Source organism: Sphingobium mellinum (assembly GCF_037860795.1).
GTDB classification, from domain to species: Bacteria; Pseudomonadota; Alphaproteobacteria; order Sphingomonadales; family Sphingomonadaceae; genus Sphingobium; species Sphingobium mellinum.
The window spans coordinates 24,932-43,521 of record NZ_JBANRK010000002.1 but is presented as its reverse complement, the minus strand read 5'-3'; the positions used below and the strand labels follow the sequence as shown (position 1 = coordinate 43,521).

Annotated in this window: 14 protein-coding genes; 12 read left to right on the top strand and 2 right to left on the bottom strand. The window is 65.5% G+C overall.

Features of this window, described 5'->3' with window-relative positions:
- Positions 1-81 precede the first annotated feature (81 nt).
- From AAC640_RS04580 to AAC640_RS04570, 3 genes are read left to right on the top strand one after another with little or no spacing between them, the layout of a single operon-like run.
- A complete protein-coding gene (locus AAC640_RS04580; protein ID WP_340264931.1) occupies positions 82-1,107 on the top strand; it encodes an aspartate-semialdehyde dehydrogenase in 1,026 nt (341 codons plus the stop codon).
- A 9-nt stretch (positions 1,108-1,116) separates the two neighbouring features.
- Positions 1,117-1,806 (top strand): DUF2238 domain-containing protein, encoded by a 690-nt coding sequence (locus tag AAC640_RS04575; RefSeq protein ID WP_340264930.1) that lies wholly within the window; start codon positions 1,117-1,119, stop codon positions 1,804-1,806.
- Positions 1,803-2,564: an alpha/beta fold hydrolase gene (locus tag AAC640_RS04570; RefSeq protein ID WP_340264929.1), complete on the top strand. Its 762-nt coding sequence runs from the start codon at positions 1,803-1,805 to the stop codon at positions 2,562-2,564. Before AAC640_RS04575 ends, AAC640_RS04570 begins: the two co-directional genes overlap by 4 nt.
- 10 nt (positions 2,565-2,574) lie before the next feature.
- On the opposite strand, the gene AAC640_RS04565 is transcribed toward AAC640_RS04570, so the two are convergent.
- Together AAC640_RS04565 and AAC640_RS04560 are read right to left on the bottom strand one after the other, a co-directional pair.
- Entirely contained in the window at positions 2,575-4,029 is a 1,455-nt protein-coding gene (locus tag AAC640_RS04565; RefSeq protein WP_340264928.1) for an AMP nucleosidase, read from the bottom strand.
- An 82-nt stretch (positions 4,030-4,111) separates the two neighbouring features.
- Positions 4,112-4,594 carry a peroxiredoxin gene (locus AAC640_RS04560; RefSeq protein WP_340264927.1) on the bottom strand — a complete coding sequence of 161 codons (483 nt, stop codon included), beginning with the start codon at positions 4,592-4,594 and terminating at the stop codon, positions 4,112-4,114.
- A 138-nt stretch (positions 4,595-4,732) separates the two neighbouring features.
- On the opposite strand from AAC640_RS04560, the gene AAC640_RS04555 reads away from it, so the two are divergent.
- From AAC640_RS04555 to addA, 9 genes are all read left to right on the top strand, one after another.
- A complete protein-coding gene (locus AAC640_RS04555; RefSeq protein ID WP_340264926.1) occupies positions 4,733-5,293 on the top strand; it encodes a YqgE/AlgH family protein in 561 nt (186 codons plus the stop codon).
- A gap of 182 nt (positions 5,294-5,475) precedes the next feature.
- Positions 5,476-6,015: a hypothetical protein gene (locus AAC640_RS04550; RefSeq protein WP_340264925.1), complete on the top strand. Its 540-nt coding sequence runs from the start codon at positions 5,476-5,478 to the stop codon at positions 6,013-6,015.
- Positions 6,016-6,137: 122 nt separating this feature from the next.
- The gene (gene ahcY, locus AAC640_RS04545) at positions 6,138-7,547 is read left to right on the top strand and encodes an adenosylhomocysteinase (RefSeq protein ID WP_340264924.1); all 1,410 of its coding nucleotides are present in this window, start codon (positions 6,138-6,140) and stop codon (positions 7,545-7,547) included.
- A gap of 153 nt (positions 7,548-7,700) precedes the next feature.
- Positions 7,701-10,049, top strand: a complete 2,349-nt coding sequence (locus AAC640_RS04540; RefSeq protein WP_340264923.1) for a PAS domain-containing sensor histidine kinase — start codon at positions 7,701-7,703, stop codon at positions 10,047-10,049.
- Positions 10,042-10,500, top strand: coding sequence for a tRNA (adenosine(37)-N6)-threonylcarbamoyltransferase complex ATPase subunit type 1 TsaE (gene tsaE / locus AAC640_RS04535; protein WP_340264922.1), 459 nt, complete (start codon positions 10,042-10,044; stop codon positions 10,498-10,500). Before AAC640_RS04540 ends, tsaE begins: the two co-directional genes overlap by 8 nt.
- On the top strand, positions 10,497-11,483 hold the full coding sequence (locus tag AAC640_RS04530) for an aminoglycoside phosphotransferase family protein (protein ID WP_340265342.1): 987 nt from the start codon (positions 10,497-10,499) through the stop codon (positions 11,481-11,483). The genes tsaE and AAC640_RS04530 overlap by 4 nt, the downstream gene beginning before the upstream one ends.
- Positions 11,480-12,190, top strand: coding sequence for a nucleotidyltransferase family protein (locus AAC640_RS04525; RefSeq protein ID WP_340264921.1), 711 nt, complete (start codon positions 11,480-11,482; stop codon positions 12,188-12,190). Before AAC640_RS04530 ends, AAC640_RS04525 begins: the two co-directional genes overlap by 4 nt.
- On the top strand, positions 12,183-15,155 hold the full coding sequence (gene addB, locus AAC640_RS04520; protein WP_340264920.1) for a double-strand break repair protein AddB: 2,973 nt from the start codon (positions 12,183-12,185) through the stop codon (positions 15,153-15,155). The genes AAC640_RS04525 and addB overlap by 8 nt, the downstream gene beginning before the upstream one ends.
- Positions 15,136-18,576 carry a double-strand break repair helicase AddA gene (gene addA, locus AAC640_RS04515; RefSeq protein ID WP_340264919.1) on the top strand — a complete coding sequence of 1,147 codons (3,441 nt, stop codon included), beginning with the start codon at positions 15,136-15,138 and terminating at the stop codon, positions 18,574-18,576. The genes addB and addA overlap by 20 nt, the downstream gene beginning before the upstream one ends.
- Positions 18,577-18,590: the final 14 nt, after the last annotated feature.

The window sequence follows — 18,590 nt, the reverse complement described above, 5'->3', positions numbered from 1 at the left end:
CAACCGCTTCATGCTGGACAATCGCGGCCATGGCGCTATGGGCGCACTTCCGCAATTTTGCATGGAGTGGAGTCTCTGGTCATGGGTTACAAGGTCGTCGTCGTCGGTGCCACGGGCAATGTGGGCCGCGAAATGCTGACCATTCTCGCCGAGCGCGAGTTCCCGATTGACGAGATCGCGGCGGTCGCATCGCCCCGGTCGCACGGCACCGATGTCGATTTCGGTGATACCGGCAAGACCCTCAAGTGCAAGAATATCGAACATTTTGATTTCGCCGGATGGGACATTGCACTGTTCGCCGCGGGCTCGGGCCCGACGGCTGAATATGCGCCCAAGGCGGCGGCGGCAGGATGCGTGGTGATCGACAATTCGTCGCTCTACCGCATGGATCCGGACGTGCCGTTGATCGTGCCGGAAGTGAATCCGGATGCGATCGAAGGCTATACGAAGAAGAACATCATCGCGAACCCGAACTGTTCGACCGCGCAGATGGTCGTGGCCTTGAAGCCGCTGCATGACGCGGCCAAGATCAAGCGCGTCGTGGTCGCGACCTACCAGTCGGTGTCCGGCGCGGGCAAGGCCGGCATGGACGAGTTGTTCGAACAGTCGCGCAACATCTTTGTCGGCGATCCGGCCGAACCCAGGAAGTTCACCAAGCAAATTGCTTTTAACGTGATTCCGCACATCGACGTGTTCCTGGACGATGGCTCCACCAAGGAAGAGTGGAAGATGGTCGCGGAAACGAAGAAGATTCTCGATCCCAAGGTGAAGGTCACCGCAACCTGCGTGCGCGTGCCGGTGTTCGTCGGCCATTCCGAGGCAATCAATATCGAGTTCGAGAATGAGATTTCGGCCAAACAGGCGCAGGACATCCTCCGGGAAGCGCCGGGCGTCATGCTCGTCGACAAGCGCGAGGACGGCGGTTACGTCACCCCTGTCGAATGCGTTGGCGACTACGCTACCTTCATCAGCCGGGTTCGCGAAGATTCGACCGTCGACAACGGCCTCTCGCTCTGGTGCGTCAGCGACAATCTGCGCAAGGGCGCGGCGCTGAATGCCGTGCAGATCGCGGAACTGCTCGGCCGTCGTTACCTGAAGAAGGGCTGAGGCTTCAATATGATCGCCGGCGCTGGAGCGGTGTGGAAGACCCTTCCACCCGCGCAGCGCCGGATGATCCTGTTGCTGGTCGTGGCGATCGCACTGGCACAGGTCGATCAACCCTTTCCCGAACTTGCTCCGCTTCAGCACGGCCCGACGCTGCTCATCGCTCTTGCGGCGCCATGGCTGCTGCGGCGCTGGCCGCTGTCCAACGCCTCAGCGGCCTGCGTCCTCATCTTCCTGCTGCTGCATACGTTGGGCGGGCGCTACATCTATTCCTACGTGCCCTATGACGACTGGGCGAAAGCCCTGACCGGGCACGATCTTTCAAGCAGTTTCGGATGGCGGCGCAACGGCTATGATCGGCTGGTGCATTTCGGTTTCGGCCTGCTGCTGACCAGGCCGTTCGCGGAGATCGCGCGCAAGCGGGGCGCCATGCCGCGGCGCTGGAGCCTCGGGTTCGGATTTGCGGCCATAGGCCTCCTTGGCGCGCTCTACGAGATATTCGAATGGTTGCTGACGCTTGTGGCGGCAGGTGACACGGCCGACTGGTATAACGGCCAGCAGGGTGATGCGTGGGACCCGCAAAAGGACATGGCTGCGGCTCAACTGGGCAGCGCATTGTCATGGCTCTGCCTCGGGCTGCGCTGCTCTCGACAATTCGCCGCTGAAGCCATATCCGGCGACCAGCCAAGGAGTAGCGCATGACCGACCTCGCCATCGAAAAGCTGGAGATCAAGGGACTGGGCGGCCTGCCGATCGCCGTGCACGTGGCGGGTCAAGGGCGCGATCTGGTGCTGATCCACGGCTATTTCTCGAACGCCTGGACAAACTGGATCCGCTATGGCCATGCGGCAAAGCTCGTGGGCGCCGGGTTCCGCCTGATCATGCCGGACCTGCGTGGCCATGGCGACAGCGCCAAGCCGCATGACCCTGCCGCCTATCCCGTCGACGCGCTGACAGACGATAATCTGGCGCTGGTCGATCAGCTTGGTCTTACCGATTATGACCTCGGGGGCTATTCGCTCGGCGCACGGACGACAGTGCGCATGCTGGCGCGTGGCGCGAGTCCCCGTCGTGTGATCCTCGCGGGGATGGGCCTGCGGGGACTTGTCCAAACGCTCGATCGCGGCGGCTATTATCGCAACGTCCTGACCAACCTGGGCACCTTCGAGCGCGGCACGTCCGAATGGATGACGGAGGCTTTCCTCAAGACCACCAAGGGCGATCCGGTCGCGCTGCTGAACATCATCAATAGCTTTGCCGACACGCCCGCCGAGACGATCGCTGGCTTCGCTCAGCCGACAGCCGTCATCTGTGGGGCCGACGACCGGGACAATGGCGTTGCTCAGGAGCTTGCCGAACTGCTGCCCCATGGCCGCTATCTGGAAATTCCGGGCAACCACATGAACGCCGTCACCCGCAAGGAGCTGGGGCAGGCCATGGTGGACTTCCTGAGTGAATGACCCTTGCGGTCTAGCGAAACGGCGGTTCGTTGAAAGCGCGCAGCTTCCGACTGTGCAGTTTCGGCCCTTCCTGCCGCAGCAGTTCGCAGGTCATCAGCCCCACGCGCAGGTGACCAGCAATCGCTTCCTCATAGAAGCGATTGGCCTGACCCGGCAGTTTCAATTCGCCGTGGATCGGCTTGTCCGACACACAGAGCAGCGTGCCGTAGGGAACGCGGAAGCGATAGCCCTGCGCGGCGATCGTGGCCGATTCCATGTCGATACCCACCGCGCGTGAGAGGCTGAAGCGCAGGGCCGAACTGGAATAGCGCAGTTCCCAGTTGCGATCATCAGTGGTGACGACGGTGCCCGTGCGCAGCCGGCGCCTGAAGTCTTCGCGATCATTGCCGCCCAGCACCGCTTCGGCCGCGTTCGCCATGGCCACCTGGACTTCGGCGATGGCGGGCACGGGGATCTCAGGCGGCAGCATGTCGTCCAGCACTTTGTCGTCCCGCAGATAGGCATGCGCGAGCACATAGTCGCCAATCCGTTGGCTGGGCCGCAGACCGCCGCAATGGCCGATCATCAACCAGACCTCCGGCCGCATGACCGCCAGATGGTCGCAGATCGTCTTGGCATTGGCGGGACCTACGCCGATGTTGACCAGCGTTATGCCGCTGCGGTTGGGTGCGATCAGATGATAGGCGGGCATCTGGTGCTTCCGCCAGGCGCTGTCGGCGATCATGCGTGCCGGATCGGCGGTCTCGGCCGTCACATAGACTCCGCCAGCGCCCGACAGGGCCGTGTAGGGCGACCCGTCGCGCTTCAGCTCGGCGCAAGCCCACGCGACGAATTCGTCGACATAGCGATGATAGTTGGTGAACAGAATGTAGCGCTGAACATCCTCGACCGGTGTGCCCGTATAATGTTTGAGCCGCGCCAGGGAGAAGTCGGTGCGCAATCCGTCGAACAGCGCCAGCGGGCGATGCCCCTCGGCGTCGGTCATGAACAATCCATCAGCGATCTCATCGCCAATTGCCGCCAGTTCTGTCGCGGGAAAATGGCGCGCCAGTTCGGTCGGCGGGGTGCCATCGAGCGCGCTGATGTCCAGCCCGTCCAACACATAGGGGAAGGGGATCTGCTGATCGCTGAGCGCGACCTCCACCTCCACACCATAATCCCGAACAAGCAGGTCGATCTGTTCGGCGAGATAGTCGCCGAACATCGCCGGTCGGGTGACTGTCGTTACATAGAGGCCGGGCTTCGACAATCGGGCGAAAGAGCGGCCCGGTGGTGGGGCGTCGGTTTCGGCATGATGGGCAATCCGCAACTCGGGGTAGCAGAAGCGACGGTCCGCCTTGGCCTCCGGAGGTGGGACGCTGCCGTCCCGGGCGTAAGCCTGCATTGCCCCGCGTAGATTTCCGATGGAGGCCTGATAAAGCTGTTCGAGGTGCGCTACGGTTGCGCGGCCGATGCTGTCCGTCATCGCTTCTTGCTACCGCACTTATGTTGCCGACGAAAGTATAAGGGGCCGCGCGCCCTGGCGACGCGCGCGCGGCTTTTCCGGATCAGAGCTGACCGAGCAGATGGTCGGCCGAGGAGACGTTGAAGTCGCCCGGCTGCTCGACGTTGAGTTCGGTCACGACGCCGTCCTTCACCAGCATCGAGAAGCGCTGGCCGCGCGTGCCAAGGCCGAAACCGCTGCCGTCCATGGTGAGGCCCACGGCTTTGGCGAAGTCGCCATTCCCATCGGCAAGCATCGTGACCTTGCCGTCCGCGGCAGCCGACTTGCCCCAGGCGGCCATCACGAACACGTCGTTGACGGCAGTGCAGGCAATTTCGTCGACGCCCTTTTCCTTCAACTGCTGCGACTTTTCGACGAAGCCCGGCAAGTGCCTGGCCGAACAGGTCGGCGTGAAGGCGCCGGGGACGGAGAAGAGCGCAACGGTGCGACCGGCGAAATAAGCGTCCGATGCCACCGTTTCGGGGCCATTCTCTGTCATGGTGGTGAAGCTGGTGCTGGGGATGCGATCGCCCTTGGCAATGGTCATCGTCTGTCTCCTAACCTGTGAAGCGCGGCAAGTCGGCCTTGCACTGCGCGCTGTCAAGGCCCGCTTATGTGCCGCGCCGCCTTGTCCGGGCGACAGCCTGCCATTGGCAAGCGCGCTGAGCGGCGTATAGTCAGGGCCATGGACCATTCTCGTTCCTATGCCGGTCAGTTCCTGCTCGCGCTGCCGGGCATGGAGGACATGCGCTTCGATCATTCCGTCATCGCCATCTGCGTCCATGATGAAAATGGCGCCCTGGGCATCGCCGTCAGTGAAGAGATTGACGGGGTCGGGCTGCATGACCTGCTCGAAAGCTTCGATATCGATGCGCGCAACATCCCCGACGGGCCGGTGTTGCGCGGCGGCCCCGTGGAGCCGCGTCGCGGCTTTGTTCTTCACTCGCTCGACTGGACAGGCCACGACATGGTCCCGGTCGGCCCGGACTGGGGCCTGTCCGGCTCGCTCGAAATATTGAAGGCGATCGCGGAAGGAGAGGGGCCGAGTCGCTACGTCGTCGCGCTGGGCTACGCCGGGTGGGGCGCGGGGCAGCTCGACCGCGAGATGACCGGCGAGAGCTGGTTTCCCACGGAATGCCAGGCAGATATTCTGTTCGACGTGCCGGCGGAGCGCAAATGGGCGGCCGCCTATGCCGCCGCCGGAGTCGATGCCTCTCATCTGGTCAGCGGAGCCGGCTCGGCCTGAAACTGCGGTCGCGCGGCGACGCTGGAATCGGGTTCCGCCGCGAAACGATGGCTGCCGGCGTGGCTTGTTCTCGCTCCGTAACTGAACCGATGGCGATAAAAGCCGCTTAACCCTGTCCGTTGACATCGCGGCAAGCGGACGGGCGCACCCTCCGTTTCAGGGACTGTTCGGGGGTTACATTCATGAAGAAAATTCTCGCCGCGGCGCTTGCCGCGATGCTGCCGCTCGCGCCGGCCCACGCCGCGTCTTGCTGGAAACCCGTCGAGGTGGAAGCCGCTCAGATCCGCGACTTCGAAATGATGCTGATGGTATCGGCGCTGCGCTGCCGGTCGACCGGCAACAATTTCCTGCCTGCCTATAACCGCTTTATCCACGACAAGCGGGAGGCGCTGACCCAGGTCAATGATGAACTGCGCGAACATTTCCGCTCCGCAGCCGGGCCGCTGGGCGCGCTCGGCGCCTATGACAATTACGTCACCGGTTTGGCGAACGTCTATGGCGCCGGGGCGGATGGGCTTGCCTGCCGTGACCTGCAGTCGATCACGGATGCCGCCAACGCGCTGCCCGCCACCCGTTCCGCGATATTGGAGCTGGCCGACGCGGCCGGCGTTGCGCCGCATCTCTCCGGCGCCCGCTGCGATGTCGTCATAGCGGTCGCGGGCAGGGACCGCGAGCGCGACGCACAGGCTCCGGTCACGGTCGCATCCCGTCTTGGAAACTAACATAAAGAAAACTTTATATTGAGTTGCCTTGGACGGCGGCGGTTGGTAAGGCGCAGGCCATCGCCGCCGCTTGGACATGGCTTTGAGCGGCCCATTCAGTTTGAAGCAATGGAGACACGCTCGTGGCCACCGCTCCCGCCACCCAGGCGCAGGATTATGTGATCGCCGACATCAGCCTTGCCGGCTTTGGTCGCAAGGAAATTGAGATCGCCGAGACCGAAATGCCGGGCCTCATGGCGCTCCGCCAGGAATTCGGCGCCTCAAAGCCGCTCACGGGCGCGCGCATCACCGGGTCGCTGCACATGACGATCCAGACCGCCGTCCTCATCGAGACGCTGGCAGAACTGGGCGCGGAAATCCGCTGGGCATCGTGCAACATCTTTTCCACCCAGGACCATGCCGCCGCGGCCATCGCTGCGCGCGGTATTCCGGTGTTTGCCGTGAAGGGCGAGACGCTGGAGGAATATTGGGACTATGTCATCCGCATCTTCGATTGGGGTGACACGACCTGCAACATGATCCTGGACGATGGCGGCGACGCTACCATGTTCGCACTGTGGGGCGCCCGCGTCGAGGCCGGGGAAGAGCTGTTCACGCCCGGCAATGAGGAAGAGGAAATCTTCGTCGCGACGCTCAAGCGTTTCCTCGCCGAGCGTCCCGGATATCTCACCAGGACGGTTGCCGCCATCAAGGGCGTCTCGGAAGAAACCACCACGGGCGTCCACCGCCTCTATGAACTGGCGAAGAAGGGCAAGCTCCCGTTCCCGGCCATCAACGTCAACGACAGCGTCACCAAGTCGAAGTTCGACAATCTCTACGGCTGCAAGGAATCTCTGGTCGACGCCATCCGTCGCGCCACCGACGTCATGCTGGCCGGCAAGGTCGCCTGCGTCGCCGGTTTCGGTGACGTCGGCAAGGGCTCGGCCGCTTCGCTCCGCAACGGCGGCGCCCGTGTGCTGGTGACCGAAGTTGACCCCATTTGCGCGCTGCAGGCGGCGATGGAAGGCTATGAAGTCGTGACGATGGAAGAAGCGGCCAGTCGCGCCGACATCTTCGTCACCGCGACCGGCAACGAAGCCGTCATCACCGTCGATCATATGCGGGCGATGAAGAATATGGCGATCGTTTCCAACATTGGCCATTTCGACAGCGAGATCGAGATTGCGGGCCTTAGCAACATGAAGTGGACCGAGATCAAGCCGCAGGTCGACGAGGTCGAGTTCCCCGACGGCAAGAAGATCATCGTTCTGGCCAAGGGCCGCCTGGTGAACCTGGGCTGCGCCACCGGTCACCCGAGCTTCGTCATGTCCTCGTCCTTCACCAACCAGGTGCTGGCGCAGATCGAACTGTGGACCAAGTCGGGCGAGTATAAGAACGAGGTCTATGTGCTGCCCAAGCACCTGGACGAGAAGGTCGCCGCGCTTCACCTCGAAAAGCTGGGCGTGAAGCTCTCCAAGCTGACGCCGAAGCAGGCTGCCTATATCGGCGTGTCGGCGGAAGGCCCGTTCAAGCCGGACCACTACCGCTACTAAGCGGAACGAAGGGGAGGCGAGGGCCTCCCCTTTTTTCTATGTCTGCCGGCAATTCTTTGTATCTGAACGCTTCACGCTGCTTTCGACTTGGGTTAGTCCCTTGATAATCATGCAGAGGGGCGGTCGGATCGAGATGGGGGGCGAGCAGGCGCGATGACGTCATTGACCCCCTTTGCCGCCATCATGTTGGGCATCGTGCTGGCCGGATGGCTGGCCGCTTCGATATGGGCGCTTTCGACCGGCCAGCGGATGCGACGTGAAGGCAGGCAGGCGCAGGGCAAGTTCGACCGCCTTTCGAGCCTGCTCGCCTCCGCTCCCGCCGCGCCCGTGATTATCCATCCCGATGGGCGGATCGAGGCTGCCGATCGCCTGGCCAAATGGCTGGGCAAGGATCGTGGCCCGGCTTTCGTTTCAGAACTGACTGCGCCCGACGGGGGGCTTGAACCCGACGATGCTGCCGCCCTGGCCGAAGAAATCGCGGCGACGCAGCGCGCTGGCCGCAGCTTCGCGCTGCCGGTGCGCGGTCTGGGATCGTCCCGCCTGCTGCTGGTCCGTGGCGCGCCTGCGGGTCCGGTGCTTGCGGAAAGCGGCGGCGTCACGCTTTGGATCTTCGACGCGACCGACAGCCAGTCTGAAATCCAGGCGCTCAGGGGCAGGGTCGAACAACTGCGCGAGGCGCTGGAGGCATTAGCGGGCCTGGTTGAAGCTGCGCCCTTCCCGATGTGGCACCGCACCCGTGACATGCGCCTCAGTCTGGTTAACGCGGCTTATGTCCGCGCCGTCGATAGCGAAAATGCCGGCGAGGTCATCGCCAGCGGCACCGAACTGGTGGAGGCGGTCGGCGGGCTGACGCCACAGGCGGCTGCCGAACAGGCGCTCAGCGAAGGCCAAGCTGTCGAGCGCATGGTGCCCGCCACCATCGATGGCGAGCGCAGGACCATGCGCGTGGTCGACGTCCCACTGGGGGAGGCGGGGGTGGCCGGTTTCGCGATGGACCAGAATGAGCTGGAACAGGCCCGGGTCGAACATCGCCGGCTGGAAGCGGCGCAGCGCGATTTGCTTGACCGCTTGTCCGCCGGCGTCGCCCGCTTCGGACCCGACCGGACCCTGCGTTTCTGGAATCAGCCCTTCATGAGCCTGTTCGGCCTCGATCAGGAGCATCTGGCGGATCAGCCGGCGTTCGAACGCGTGCTCGACCGCATGCGCGAGGCGCGTCGGCTGCCCGAGCATCGTGACTTCCCCGCCTGGCGGGCGGAACGTCGCGAATGGTTCCTCTCCCCCGATCCACGCGAGGAAAACTGGCTGCTTGCCGACGGCACGCACCTGCGTGTCTATGCCCAGCCGCTGCCCGACGGCGGCTTGCTCCTCATCTTTGAGGATCGCACCGAGCAGGTGCAACTGTCGAGCGCACGTGACACCTTGTTGCGCGTGCGTACCGCAACCTTCGACAATCTGTTCGAATCGATCGGCGTCTTTTCCTCCGACGGCCGACTGTCGCTCTGGAACAGCCGTTTCCGCACCATCTGGGAAATTTCGGAGGATTTGCTGGCGCAGCATCCGCGCATCGACGATCTGATGCGCGCGGTCCAGTCGCGCCTCGCAAAGCCGCAACAGGCCAATCTCGTCCGCGAACTGGTTCGCACCGCCACGGTCGAGCGCAAGCAGCGCGTCGGCCATGTGGGCTTCGCCGATGGGCGGATCTTTGAATTCGCGGCTATCCCTTTGCCCGACGGCAATGCCCTTTTCACCATGCTGGACGTGACCGACAGTCGTAGGGTCGAACAGGTGCTGCGCGACCGCAATGATGCGCTGGAACAGGCGGACAAGGTCAAGACGGCCTTTGTCACCAACATGAGCTATGAGCTGCGCACGCCGCTCACCACCATCGCCGGTTTTGCCGAGATGATGAGCGCGGGCTATGCCGGCGAACTCAGCGAATCTGCCAAGGATTATGTCGACGGTATCCTGCAAAGCACCAAGCGTCTGGCGATGCTGATCGACAATGTGCTGGACTTGACGCAGGGCGAGGCGGGCACCCTGCCGATCGATCGCGCGCCGGTCGACCTCGCTCAACTCGCGAGGGAAAGTGTCGAACGTATCAAGGCTGACGCAGCGGCCAAGGGCATCGACCTTGCTCTGTCACTGCATGCCACGCTGGGCACTGTGCAGGGCGACAGCCGGCGGATCGGCCAGGCGCTCGATCATCTGCTCGAAAATGCGGTCTGCTACAGCGGCGAGGGCGCACGCGTTCTGCTGCACGGCGATGGCGATGCCGGCAGCGCGCGACTGGTCGTGTCGGACAATGGCCCGGGAATCAGCAGTCACCGACAGGCGACGATCTTCGACGCCGCCGCGCGCGCGGAACAGGCACGCAGCGGGGAAAAGACTGGTATCGGCCTGCCGCTCGCCAAGCAGTTCGCGGAGGCCCATGGCGGAAGCCTTCAGCTCGTGTCGGAGCCGGGTCAGGGGACCATGGCGGTGATCGAGCTGCCCCGTGGCTGAAGCCGCCGTCATCCTGGCCGACGAAGCGGCTATGCTGGCGCTGGGCCATCGTCTCGCCGCCCATGCGCGGATCGGGGACGTCATCGCGCTGGAGGGCGGGTTGGGCGCGGGCAAGACGACCCTGGCGCGCGGCCTGCTGGAAGCGCTGGGTCTGGAAGAGGAGGCGCCGAGTCCCAGCTTCGCGATCGTCCAGCCCTATGACGTGCCCGACGTTCGCATGCCTGTCGCCCATGTGGACCTCTACCGGCTTGACGGGCCGCAGGACGCCGAGGAACTTGGGCTTGACGACTATCTCTCGGACAGCCTGCTGATCGTCGAGTGGCCTGAACGGCTGGGAGAAGGCGCCTGGCCGGACGCGCTTCGGCTGCGCATCGACATCGAACCCGACGGCGCTAGGCGCTTGACAGCGCGCGTGCCGGACGCTTGGACGGAGCGATGGTCGCAGATATGATCCCGCCCGCCGCAGCCCCCGCCTTTCTCGCGCGAGCGGGCTGGGAGCATGCCGCGATTGTTCCCCTGGCGGGTGACGCCTCTTTCCGCCGCTATTTTCGCATTATCGATGGTGCGCGCCGAGCCGTCCTGATGGATGCGCCGCCACCGCATGAAGACCCGCGCCCGTTCATCGCCATCGCCGAGCATCTGGCGGGGCAGGGCTTTGCCGCGCCGCGCATTCTGGCGCGCGATCTCGACGACGGGCTGGTCCTGATCGAGGATTTCGGCGATCTGCGCGTCAAGGAACATCTGGACGAGCATCCTTCCAATGAACCGGACGTCTATGCCCGCGCGGTGGACCTGCTTGCCGATCTCCACCGCCTGCCCGCCGCCGATCTGCCGTCTTATGACCGCGCCGTCTATCAGCGGGAAGCGGACCTGCTGACGGAGTGGTATTGCCCCGCGATCGATCTTCCGGTCGATGCAGCAGGCTATGGCCGCGCTTGGGACGCCGTCCTGCCGCTGGTCGAACAGTCCAGGAGTCCGCCCGTGACGGTGCTGCGCGACTATCATGCCGAAAATATCATGCTGATCGACCGGCCCGAGGCGCGGGGCCTTGGTCTGCTCGATTTTCAGGACGCGCTCGCCGGCCATCCCGCCTATGATCTCGTATCCTTGTTGCAGGATGCCCGCCGGGACGTATCGCCTGACGTCGAGGCAGCGATGATAGCGCATTATCGCGCCGTCGCGAACCCGCCTGCCGATTTCGATGCGGCCTATGCCGTGCTGGGCGCGCAGCGCAACGCCAAGATCATCGGCATCTTCACCCGGCTGTGGAAGCGCGACGGCAAGCCGCGCTACCTCTCCTTCCTGCCGCGCATGTGGGACCTGCTGGAGCGTGACCTCGCCCATCCCGCATTGGCCCCGGTTGCGCAGTGGTTCGCGGCGAACATTCCCGCCGACAAGCGCCATAGCGCGCTGCAGGATCAGGCGCCGCTATGATCGACACGGCGATGCTGATGGCGGCGGGACTTGGCAAACGGATGCGTCCGCTCACGGCCACCCGTCCCAAGCCGCTGGTGAAGGTCGCGGGGAAGCCGCTGATGGATCATGCGCTAGACCGCCTCGCCGCCGGAGGCATCCGCAAGGTCGTGGTCAACGTCCATTATCTCGCGGACACGGTTGAAGCGCATCTGGGCGCCTATCGCGATGACTTGGAGGTGCTGATCTCGGACGAACGGCCCAAGCTGCTAGAAACGGGGGGCGGACTCATCCACGCCCGGCCGCTTCTGGGGGACGAACCCTTTGTCTGCGCCAACAGCGACAATCTGTGGATCGACGGCCCGCAGGAAACGATCGGCATGATGCAGCGCCTCTGGGATCCCGAACGGATGGATGCGCTGCTGCTGCTGGTGCCGCTGGCGCGCGCCCATTGCCACAGCGGGCCTGGGGACTTCCACATGGACGCGGCCGGGCGCCTCAGTCGCCGCAAGGCATCGCATGTCGCGCCGTTCGTCTTCACTGGCGTTCAGATCATGTCGCCCCGGCTGCTGGTCGACCCGCCCTCTGATGTCTTTTCGACCAATGTCTTCTGGAACCGGGCGATAGAAGCCGGGCGGCTGTACGGCGTTTCGCATCAGGGGCTGTGGTTCGACGTGGGCACCCCCCGCGCCATTCCCTATGTGGAATCCTTCCTGGCTCATGGGTGATCGCGCCCGGCCAGCCCTGTTCACCATCCCTGCTCATCGCGCCTTTTCCGACGCGCTCGTGGCGGGGATCCTTGCCCAGCATGGCGGCGATCCGCTCCGGCTGGCCCAGGGCATGGTCCTGCTGCCCAGTCATCGTGCCGTTCGAGCCGTCAGCGACGCTTTCGTCCGCAAATCGGAAAAGGGCCTGTTGCTGCCGCGCCTTGTCGCGATCGGCGATCCGGATCTGGGGGAGCAGGTCGGCGGCGCGCTCGACCCGCTGGGCGAGGGGGATGCGATTCCGCCCGCCATTACCCCGATGCGCCGCCAGATGATCCTGGCGCGGCTGGTGCAACAGGCTTCGAGCCATCCCGTCGATGCTGGTCAGGCGCTCAAGCTCGGCCATGCGCTTGGCGCCGTGCTTGACCAGATGCAGGTCGAGAGGGTGCCTGTCGGCGCGCTTGGCGACCTTGCGATCACCGAGGAGCTTTCCGCGCACTGGCAGCGGTCGCTTGATCTCTTCGCCATTCTGATGCGGCGCTGGCCGGAGGAACTGGCGCGGCTGGGCCTCATCGATCTTGCGGATCGGCGCAACCGGCTGTTCGATCGCGTAGCGGCGCGCTGGGCGGAGCAGCCGCCCCCTGTCTTCACGATCGCTGCCGGCATTTCGACGACGGCGCCCGCAGTCGCGGCATTGTTGCGTCGCATTGCCGTCATGCCGGGGGGCAGCGTGATCTTCGCGGGGCTCGACCAGGAAATGGACAGCGAAGCCTGGGATGCGATCGGCCCCTTTGAGCCGGACGCGCTGACCGGCCGCGCGCGACCGGGCCACGAAACCCATCCGCAATATGCGCTGAAGCTGCTGCTGGACCGGATGAGCGTGACCCGCGACGACGTTGCGCTTTGGCGCTGGGGCAGCAACCTTGATGCGCGCGCCGTCCGCAGCCGTAACATCTCCAACGCCATGCTGCCGCCACGCCTGACCAGCCGCTGGCGCCATCTCAAGACAGCGGACCGTTCCTTGGCGGGCGTGGAAGCGCTGGAGGTCGCGACGCCAGGAGAAGAAGCGCAGGCCATCGCCATCGCCTTGCGCGAAGCGGTCGAAACGCCCGAGCGCACCGCCGCGCTGGTGACGCCGGATCGGCAACTTGCCACGCGCGTGTCGGCGCATCTGGCGCGCTGGGGCATAGAGGCGGACGATTCCGCCGGCCAACCCCTTTCGCGTCTGCCGCCCGGAACCCTGCTGATCGCGATGGCGGAGGCTGCTGCGGAACGCTTCGCCCCCGTCGCCTTGCTGACCCTGCTCAAGCATCCGCTGGTGATGCGCGGGGAAGGGCGGCTCGCATGGCTGGACGGCGTGCGCTCGCTTGACCTGCTGCTGCGCGGCCCACGGCCGGCCGCGGGGCTGGCGGGCATCGACCTGCTTGTCGCTCAAAGCGAAGGGGAAGACCGCCAGCGCGTGCTGCGCGCCGCTGTCCGCGACTGGTGGCCGCAGGCCCGCGCCTTGCTGGCCCCGCTGGAGCTGGCGTTCGCAGGCAGTCCCACGCTTGCCCAGCAACTCGCGATCATCCGCGAGCAGGCCGGCGCCCTTACCCATGACGCCGTCTGGTCCGGGCATCAGGGTCACGCCGCCGCCGACCTGTTCGCGGAAATGGAGGAAGCGGCCGGGGAAGGTCCACCGCACGCCGACATCCGCGCGCTTCCCCAATTGCTCGACCATATGCTGGGCGGCATTTCGGTGCGCCTGCCACAGGGCGGCCATCCCCGCATCGCCATCCTCGGCCTGATCGAGGCCCGATTGGTGCAGGCGGACCTCATGATCCTCGCCGGCCTCAACGAAGGCACCTGGCCCGGCTTGCCCGCGCCCGATCCCTGGCTCGCGCCTCGGATCCGCAAGGAGCTTGGCCTGCCAGGCCTTGAAACCCGTATAGGTCTTGCCGCCCATGATTTCGCCAGCGCGCTGGGGGCGCCGCAGATACTCATCACGCGCGCCCGGCGGGGGGCGGGCGGTCCCGCCGTCGCGTCCCGTTTCTGGCTTCGGCTGAAGGCGATGGCCGGGCCGCAATGGAAGTCCGCCGATCGTTATGCCGCGCTGGCGCAAGCGCTTGATCGCCCTGACCGGCAACGCCCCGCCGTCCGCCCCGCGCCAAAGCCCCCTGCATCGGTGCGGCCCCGGTTGATCCCGGTTACGGATGTCGACCGACTGAAGGCCGACCCTTACGCCTTCTACGCGAAGCGCATTCTGCGCCTCGCTCGCCTTGATCCGGTGGACGCTGACGCCGGCCCGGCCTGGCGTGGCACGGCCGTGCATGAAATCCTTCAGCACTGGGCCGAGTCAGCCCGTGATCCTGCCGATCTGGAAGCGCGCGCCCGCGCGATGTTTGATCGCCCGGAAATTCATCCGCTGCTCAAGGCGCTATGGCAACCCCGGCTGGTCGAGGCGGTGCGCTGGATCGCGGCGGAAGTGCTCGCGGATCAGGCGGCTGGTCGCACGATCGTGGCGGTAGAGGCGGAAGGCCGGGCCGACATTGCCGGCGTCACCCTGACCGGCAAGGCGGATCGCATCGATCGGATGTCCGACGGCACGCTCGGCATCGTCGATTACAAGACCGGCAAGCCGCCAAGCGCAAGGCAGGTACGCGCCGGCTACGCGCTGCAACTTGGCCTTCTGGGCCTGATCGCGGAGCAGGGCGGTTTTCCCGGCACTGCGGCGTCTGAAGTCGCAGGCTGCTTCGAATATTGGTCGCTCGCCAAGAAGAATGACGCCTTTGGCTATCGCGACAGCCCCGTCGATCCGATGGGCAAGCGGGACAAGATCATCACCGCCGATTTCACGTCATGGGTCCATGCCCGGTTCGAGCAGGTCGCTGGCGCCTATCTGACCGGGGACTCCCCCTTCGCCGCTCAGGTCAATCCGGAAGTCGCCAATTATGGCGACTACGACCAGCTTATGCGGCTGGAAGAATGGTATGGCCGCGACGATGGCTAGAAAGGCGACCCCCCTTCAGAAGCTGCTGGGCGATCAGGCCCGCGCGGCGCAGCCCGATGCGCATGTGTGGTTGTCGGCATCGGCCGGCACCGGCAAGACCCATGTCCTGACCGCGCGCGTCTTTCGGCTGCTGCTGCAGGGTGTGCGACCGGAAAATATCCTCTGCCTTACCTTCACCAAGGCTGGCGCAGCGGAAATGGCGGATCGCATCCATGACCGCCTGGCTGCCTGGGTACAGATGGAGGAGGGGGACCTGTTCCGCGATCTGGAGGCGCTGGACGAGGAGTCCGGCCCCGAAGCCCGTGATCGCGCCCGACGGCTCTTTGCCGAGGTGCTGGAAGCGACCGGCGGCGGCCTGCGTATCCAGACCATTCATGGCTTCTGCCAACAACTGCTCACCGCCTTCCCGCTGGAGGCCGACCTTCCACCCGGCTTTCGCCCGCTCGATCAGCGCGAACAGGGGGCCCTTGCGCGCCAGACCCTGGCCGACATTGTCGTCCGCGCGCAGGAACAGGGAGACGGTGCGCTGATTGAGGCGATCCAGGCGATCAGCCTGCGTCTTGGCGAGGGCGGGGCGGAGCAGTTCCTCCTGCGCTGCGCGTCGCGAGCCGACGCGCTCGACCAGCTTCCGGGCGATATTTCCGGCTGGCTGCAAAGCGAACTTGGCCTGCCGGAAGGCGACATTGCCGATCATCTTGCTCGCCAATGTGCCGACGATGTTTTCGACATGCGCACCCTCGCCTGGGTGGCGCAGGCCAATGCCGACTGGGCCACGGGCCGCGCGGTCGACCGGTGCGAGCGCATCGCTCGCTGGCGCGCCCTCCCGCCGGCGGCCCGGGCCAGCGGCTTGCGCGACCTTCATGGCGCCTGGGCAAAGGCGGACGGCGACCTTATTTCCGCCAAGGGCTGGATTCCGCCGATCGACGGCTATGTCGAGGCCAGCGAACGCCTGCACGGTCGCTGCGCGGAGTTGCTCGGCCTTCAGGCGCTCGCTCAATATGCCGAACTGCTGGGCGCCGCCCTCCATGCCGGCCGTTCCTATGCCCGCGCTTATGCCGATGCGAAGCAGCTGGCCGGGGCCGTGGATTTTGACGATCTCATCGCCCGGACCGCGATGCTGCTGTCGCAGCCAGGCATCGCCGACTGGATCCGCTACAAGCTCGACCAGCGCATCGACCATATATTGGTCGACGAAGCGCAGGACACCAATGTCAGCCAGTGGGAGATCGTCGGGGCCCTGGCGGCCGAATTCTTCGCGGGCGAAGGTGCCAAGGGCGACAAGGTTCGCACCATCTTCACCGTCGGCGATTTCAAGCAGGCGATATTCGGCTTTCAGGGCACCAGTCCGCAGGCTTTCGCTGCGGCGCAGATCGCGTTCCAGCGCCACGCCGAGGCCGCCGACCATCTGTTCCATGACTTGTCGCTCGAACGCAGCTTCCGTTCCACCCCTGCGGTCCTCGATCTTGTCGATCGCACGATCGCGACGCTCGGCGCCGGTCGGCTGGGCCTGACCCGGGGTGATGTCCGCCATGTCAGCGCCAATCCGTTTCCGGGCGAAGTGCTGCTGTGGAAGCCGACCGTCTCTGGCCTCGCCGAAGCCGCTGATGGCGAGGAAGACTGGGCGGCAGACCAGGAAAGACTCCTGGCGCAGTCGATCGCGCGGCAGGTTCGCGGGTGGATCGACGAAGGCATGATGCTCGAAAGCCGGGGCCGCCCCATCGCCGCCGGCGACATCATGATACTCGTGCGCCGCCGCAGCGAACTCGCGCGGCTGATCGTGGCGCGTCTGTATGAGGAAAATGTTGCGGTGGCGGGGATCGACCGCCTGCGGCTCAATGCGCCGCTCGCGGTTCGCGATCTGCTCGCGGCGATGCGTTTCGCGGTGCAGCCGGAGGATGATCTGAACCTCGCCTCGCTGCTGGTGTCGCCGCTGATCGGCTGGTCGCAGGAGCAGTTGATGGCCCGGCTCATCGGACGACGCACCGGCCTGTGGCGGCATCTGGTCCAGACGCTGGATGATGCCGAACTGGCGCCCCTGCGACAGCTTCTTGCGCGCGCAGATTTCACCACGCCATACCGCTATCTGGAGGCAATCCTGTCCGGGCCGACGGACGGGCGGCGTCGCCTGATCGAACGGCTGGGCACCGAAGCCGCCGACCCGATCGAGGAATTGCTGAACGCCGCGCTCGTCTTCGAGAGCGACGATCATCCCTCACTCCAGCGCTTCATCGACTGGTTCGATCGGGGCGAGGTGGAGATTGTGCGCGACGCGGCCGCGCAGGGCGACTCGCTCCGCTTGCTCACCGTGCATGGGGCCAAGGGCCTTCAGGCGCCTGTCGTCATCCTGGCCGACGCCTGCCTGGATCCCGACGCGGGGAACCGCACCGACTCCCTTCTGTGGAACGGCTTGCCGATCCTGCCGCCGCGCAAGGCCGAGCGGCAAGGCGTCATCGGCCGGGCTCTGGAGGCTGCGCGCGCGGCGGAGCGGGAAGAGCATTGGCGGCTGCTCTATGTGGCGCTGACCCGGGCGGAGGAAAAGCTCATCGTCACCGGCGCGCTGGGACCACGCGCAAAGGGAGAGCCGCAACCGGAAAGCTGGTTCACTGCCGTCGACGCCGCGCTGGCTAGCCTTGGTGCGGATTGGGAAGCGGACCCTCTATGGGGCGCCCGCCGCCGCTGGCGGGGGACAGAAACCTTGCCGCCGCGCGCGCCCGAACCGATGCCGTCCTTCCAACGCGGCGACCATGCCGAACCCCTCTGGTTGCGCCAGCCGGCACCGGCCGAAGCGCGCCCGCCGCGCCCGCTGGCGCCCTCCGCCCCGGTCGAGGATGATGTGCCGCACCCGCCGCCCACCCCCGCCATGCGCCAGGCGGCGGAGCGAGGACGGTGGCTTCACGCCCTGTTCGAGCGCCTTCCCGACGTGTCGCCTGCGCACCGCCGCGACCGGGCCGATCGCTGGCTGGCGCAACAGGGGGCAACCGACCCAGCCCTGCGCCATGACGTCATCGACCAGGCGCTGCGCGTCATCGAGGATCCGCGCTTCGCCGATCTGTTCGGGCCGACCGCTTTGGCGGAAGCGCCCGTTGCGGCGGTCGTCGGCGAACTGGTCATCGCGGGCACGGTGGATCGCCTCTGCGTCGGCGACGACAGGGTGCAGATTATCGATTTCAAGACAGGGCGTGTCGCGCCCCTGTCTGCAGCGGAGGTCCCGCTCGCCCATGTCCGTCAGATGGCGGCCTATGCCGCCGCGCTGCAGGTGATCTTTCCCGATCGCCTGATCGAAGCGGGACTGCTCTACACCAGCGCGCCGCGTCTCATCGCCTTGCCGGCCGACTTGCTGGCGGCGCACAAGCCCGGCTATTTGCCCGCGCAGGAGAATTTGCCCTTATCGGCCGTTGAGCCCAACGCTCCGCCACCCTAGATACTCAGCCAATC

What these genes read in the sequence shown, in the direction of transcription:
- AAC640_RS04580 (WP_340264931.1), top strand. Translation starts at nt 82, where the DNA reads ATGGGTTACAAGGTCGTCGTCGTCGGTGCCACGGGCAATGTGGGCCGC.
- AAC640_RS04575 (WP_340264930.1), top strand. Translation starts at nt 1,117, where the DNA reads ATGATCGCCGGCGCTGGAGCGGTGTGGAAGACCCTTCCACCCGCGCAG.
- AAC640_RS04570 (WP_340264929.1), top strand. Translation starts at nt 1,803, where the DNA reads ATGACCGACCTCGCCATCGAAAAGCTGGAGATCAAGGGACTGGGCGGC.
- AAC640_RS04565 (WP_340264928.1), bottom strand. Translation starts at nt 4,029, where the DNA reads ATGACGGACAGCATCGGCCGCGCAACCGTAGCGCACCTCGAACAGCTT.
- AAC640_RS04560 (WP_340264927.1), bottom strand. Translation starts at nt 4,594, where the DNA reads ATGACCATTGCCAAGGGCGATCGCATCCCCAGCACCAGCTTCACCACC.
- AAC640_RS04555 (WP_340264926.1), top strand. Translation starts at nt 4,733, where the DNA reads ATGGACCATTCTCGTTCCTATGCCGGTCAGTTCCTGCTCGCGCTGCCG.
- AAC640_RS04550 (WP_340264925.1), top strand. Translation starts at nt 5,476, where the DNA reads ATGAAGAAAATTCTCGCCGCGGCGCTTGCCGCGATGCTGCCGCTCGCG.
- AAC640_RS04540 (WP_340264923.1), top strand. Translation starts at nt 7,701, where the DNA reads ATGACGTCATTGACCCCCTTTGCCGCCATCATGTTGGGCATCGTGCTG.
- AAC640_RS04530 (WP_340265342.1), top strand. Translation starts at nt 10,497, where the DNA reads ATGATCCCGCCCGCCGCAGCCCCCGCCTTTCTCGCGCGAGCGGGCTGG.
- AAC640_RS04525 (WP_340264921.1), top strand. Translation starts at nt 11,480, where the DNA reads ATGATCGACACGGCGATGCTGATGGCGGCGGGACTTGGCAAACGGATG.
- addB (WP_340264920.1), top strand. Translation starts at nt 12,183, where the DNA reads ATGGGTGATCGCGCCCGGCCAGCCCTGTTCACCATCCCTGCTCATCGC.
- addA (WP_340264919.1), top strand. Translation starts at nt 15,136, where the DNA reads ATGGCCGCGACGATGGCTAGAAAGGCGACCCCCCTTCAGAAGCTGCTG.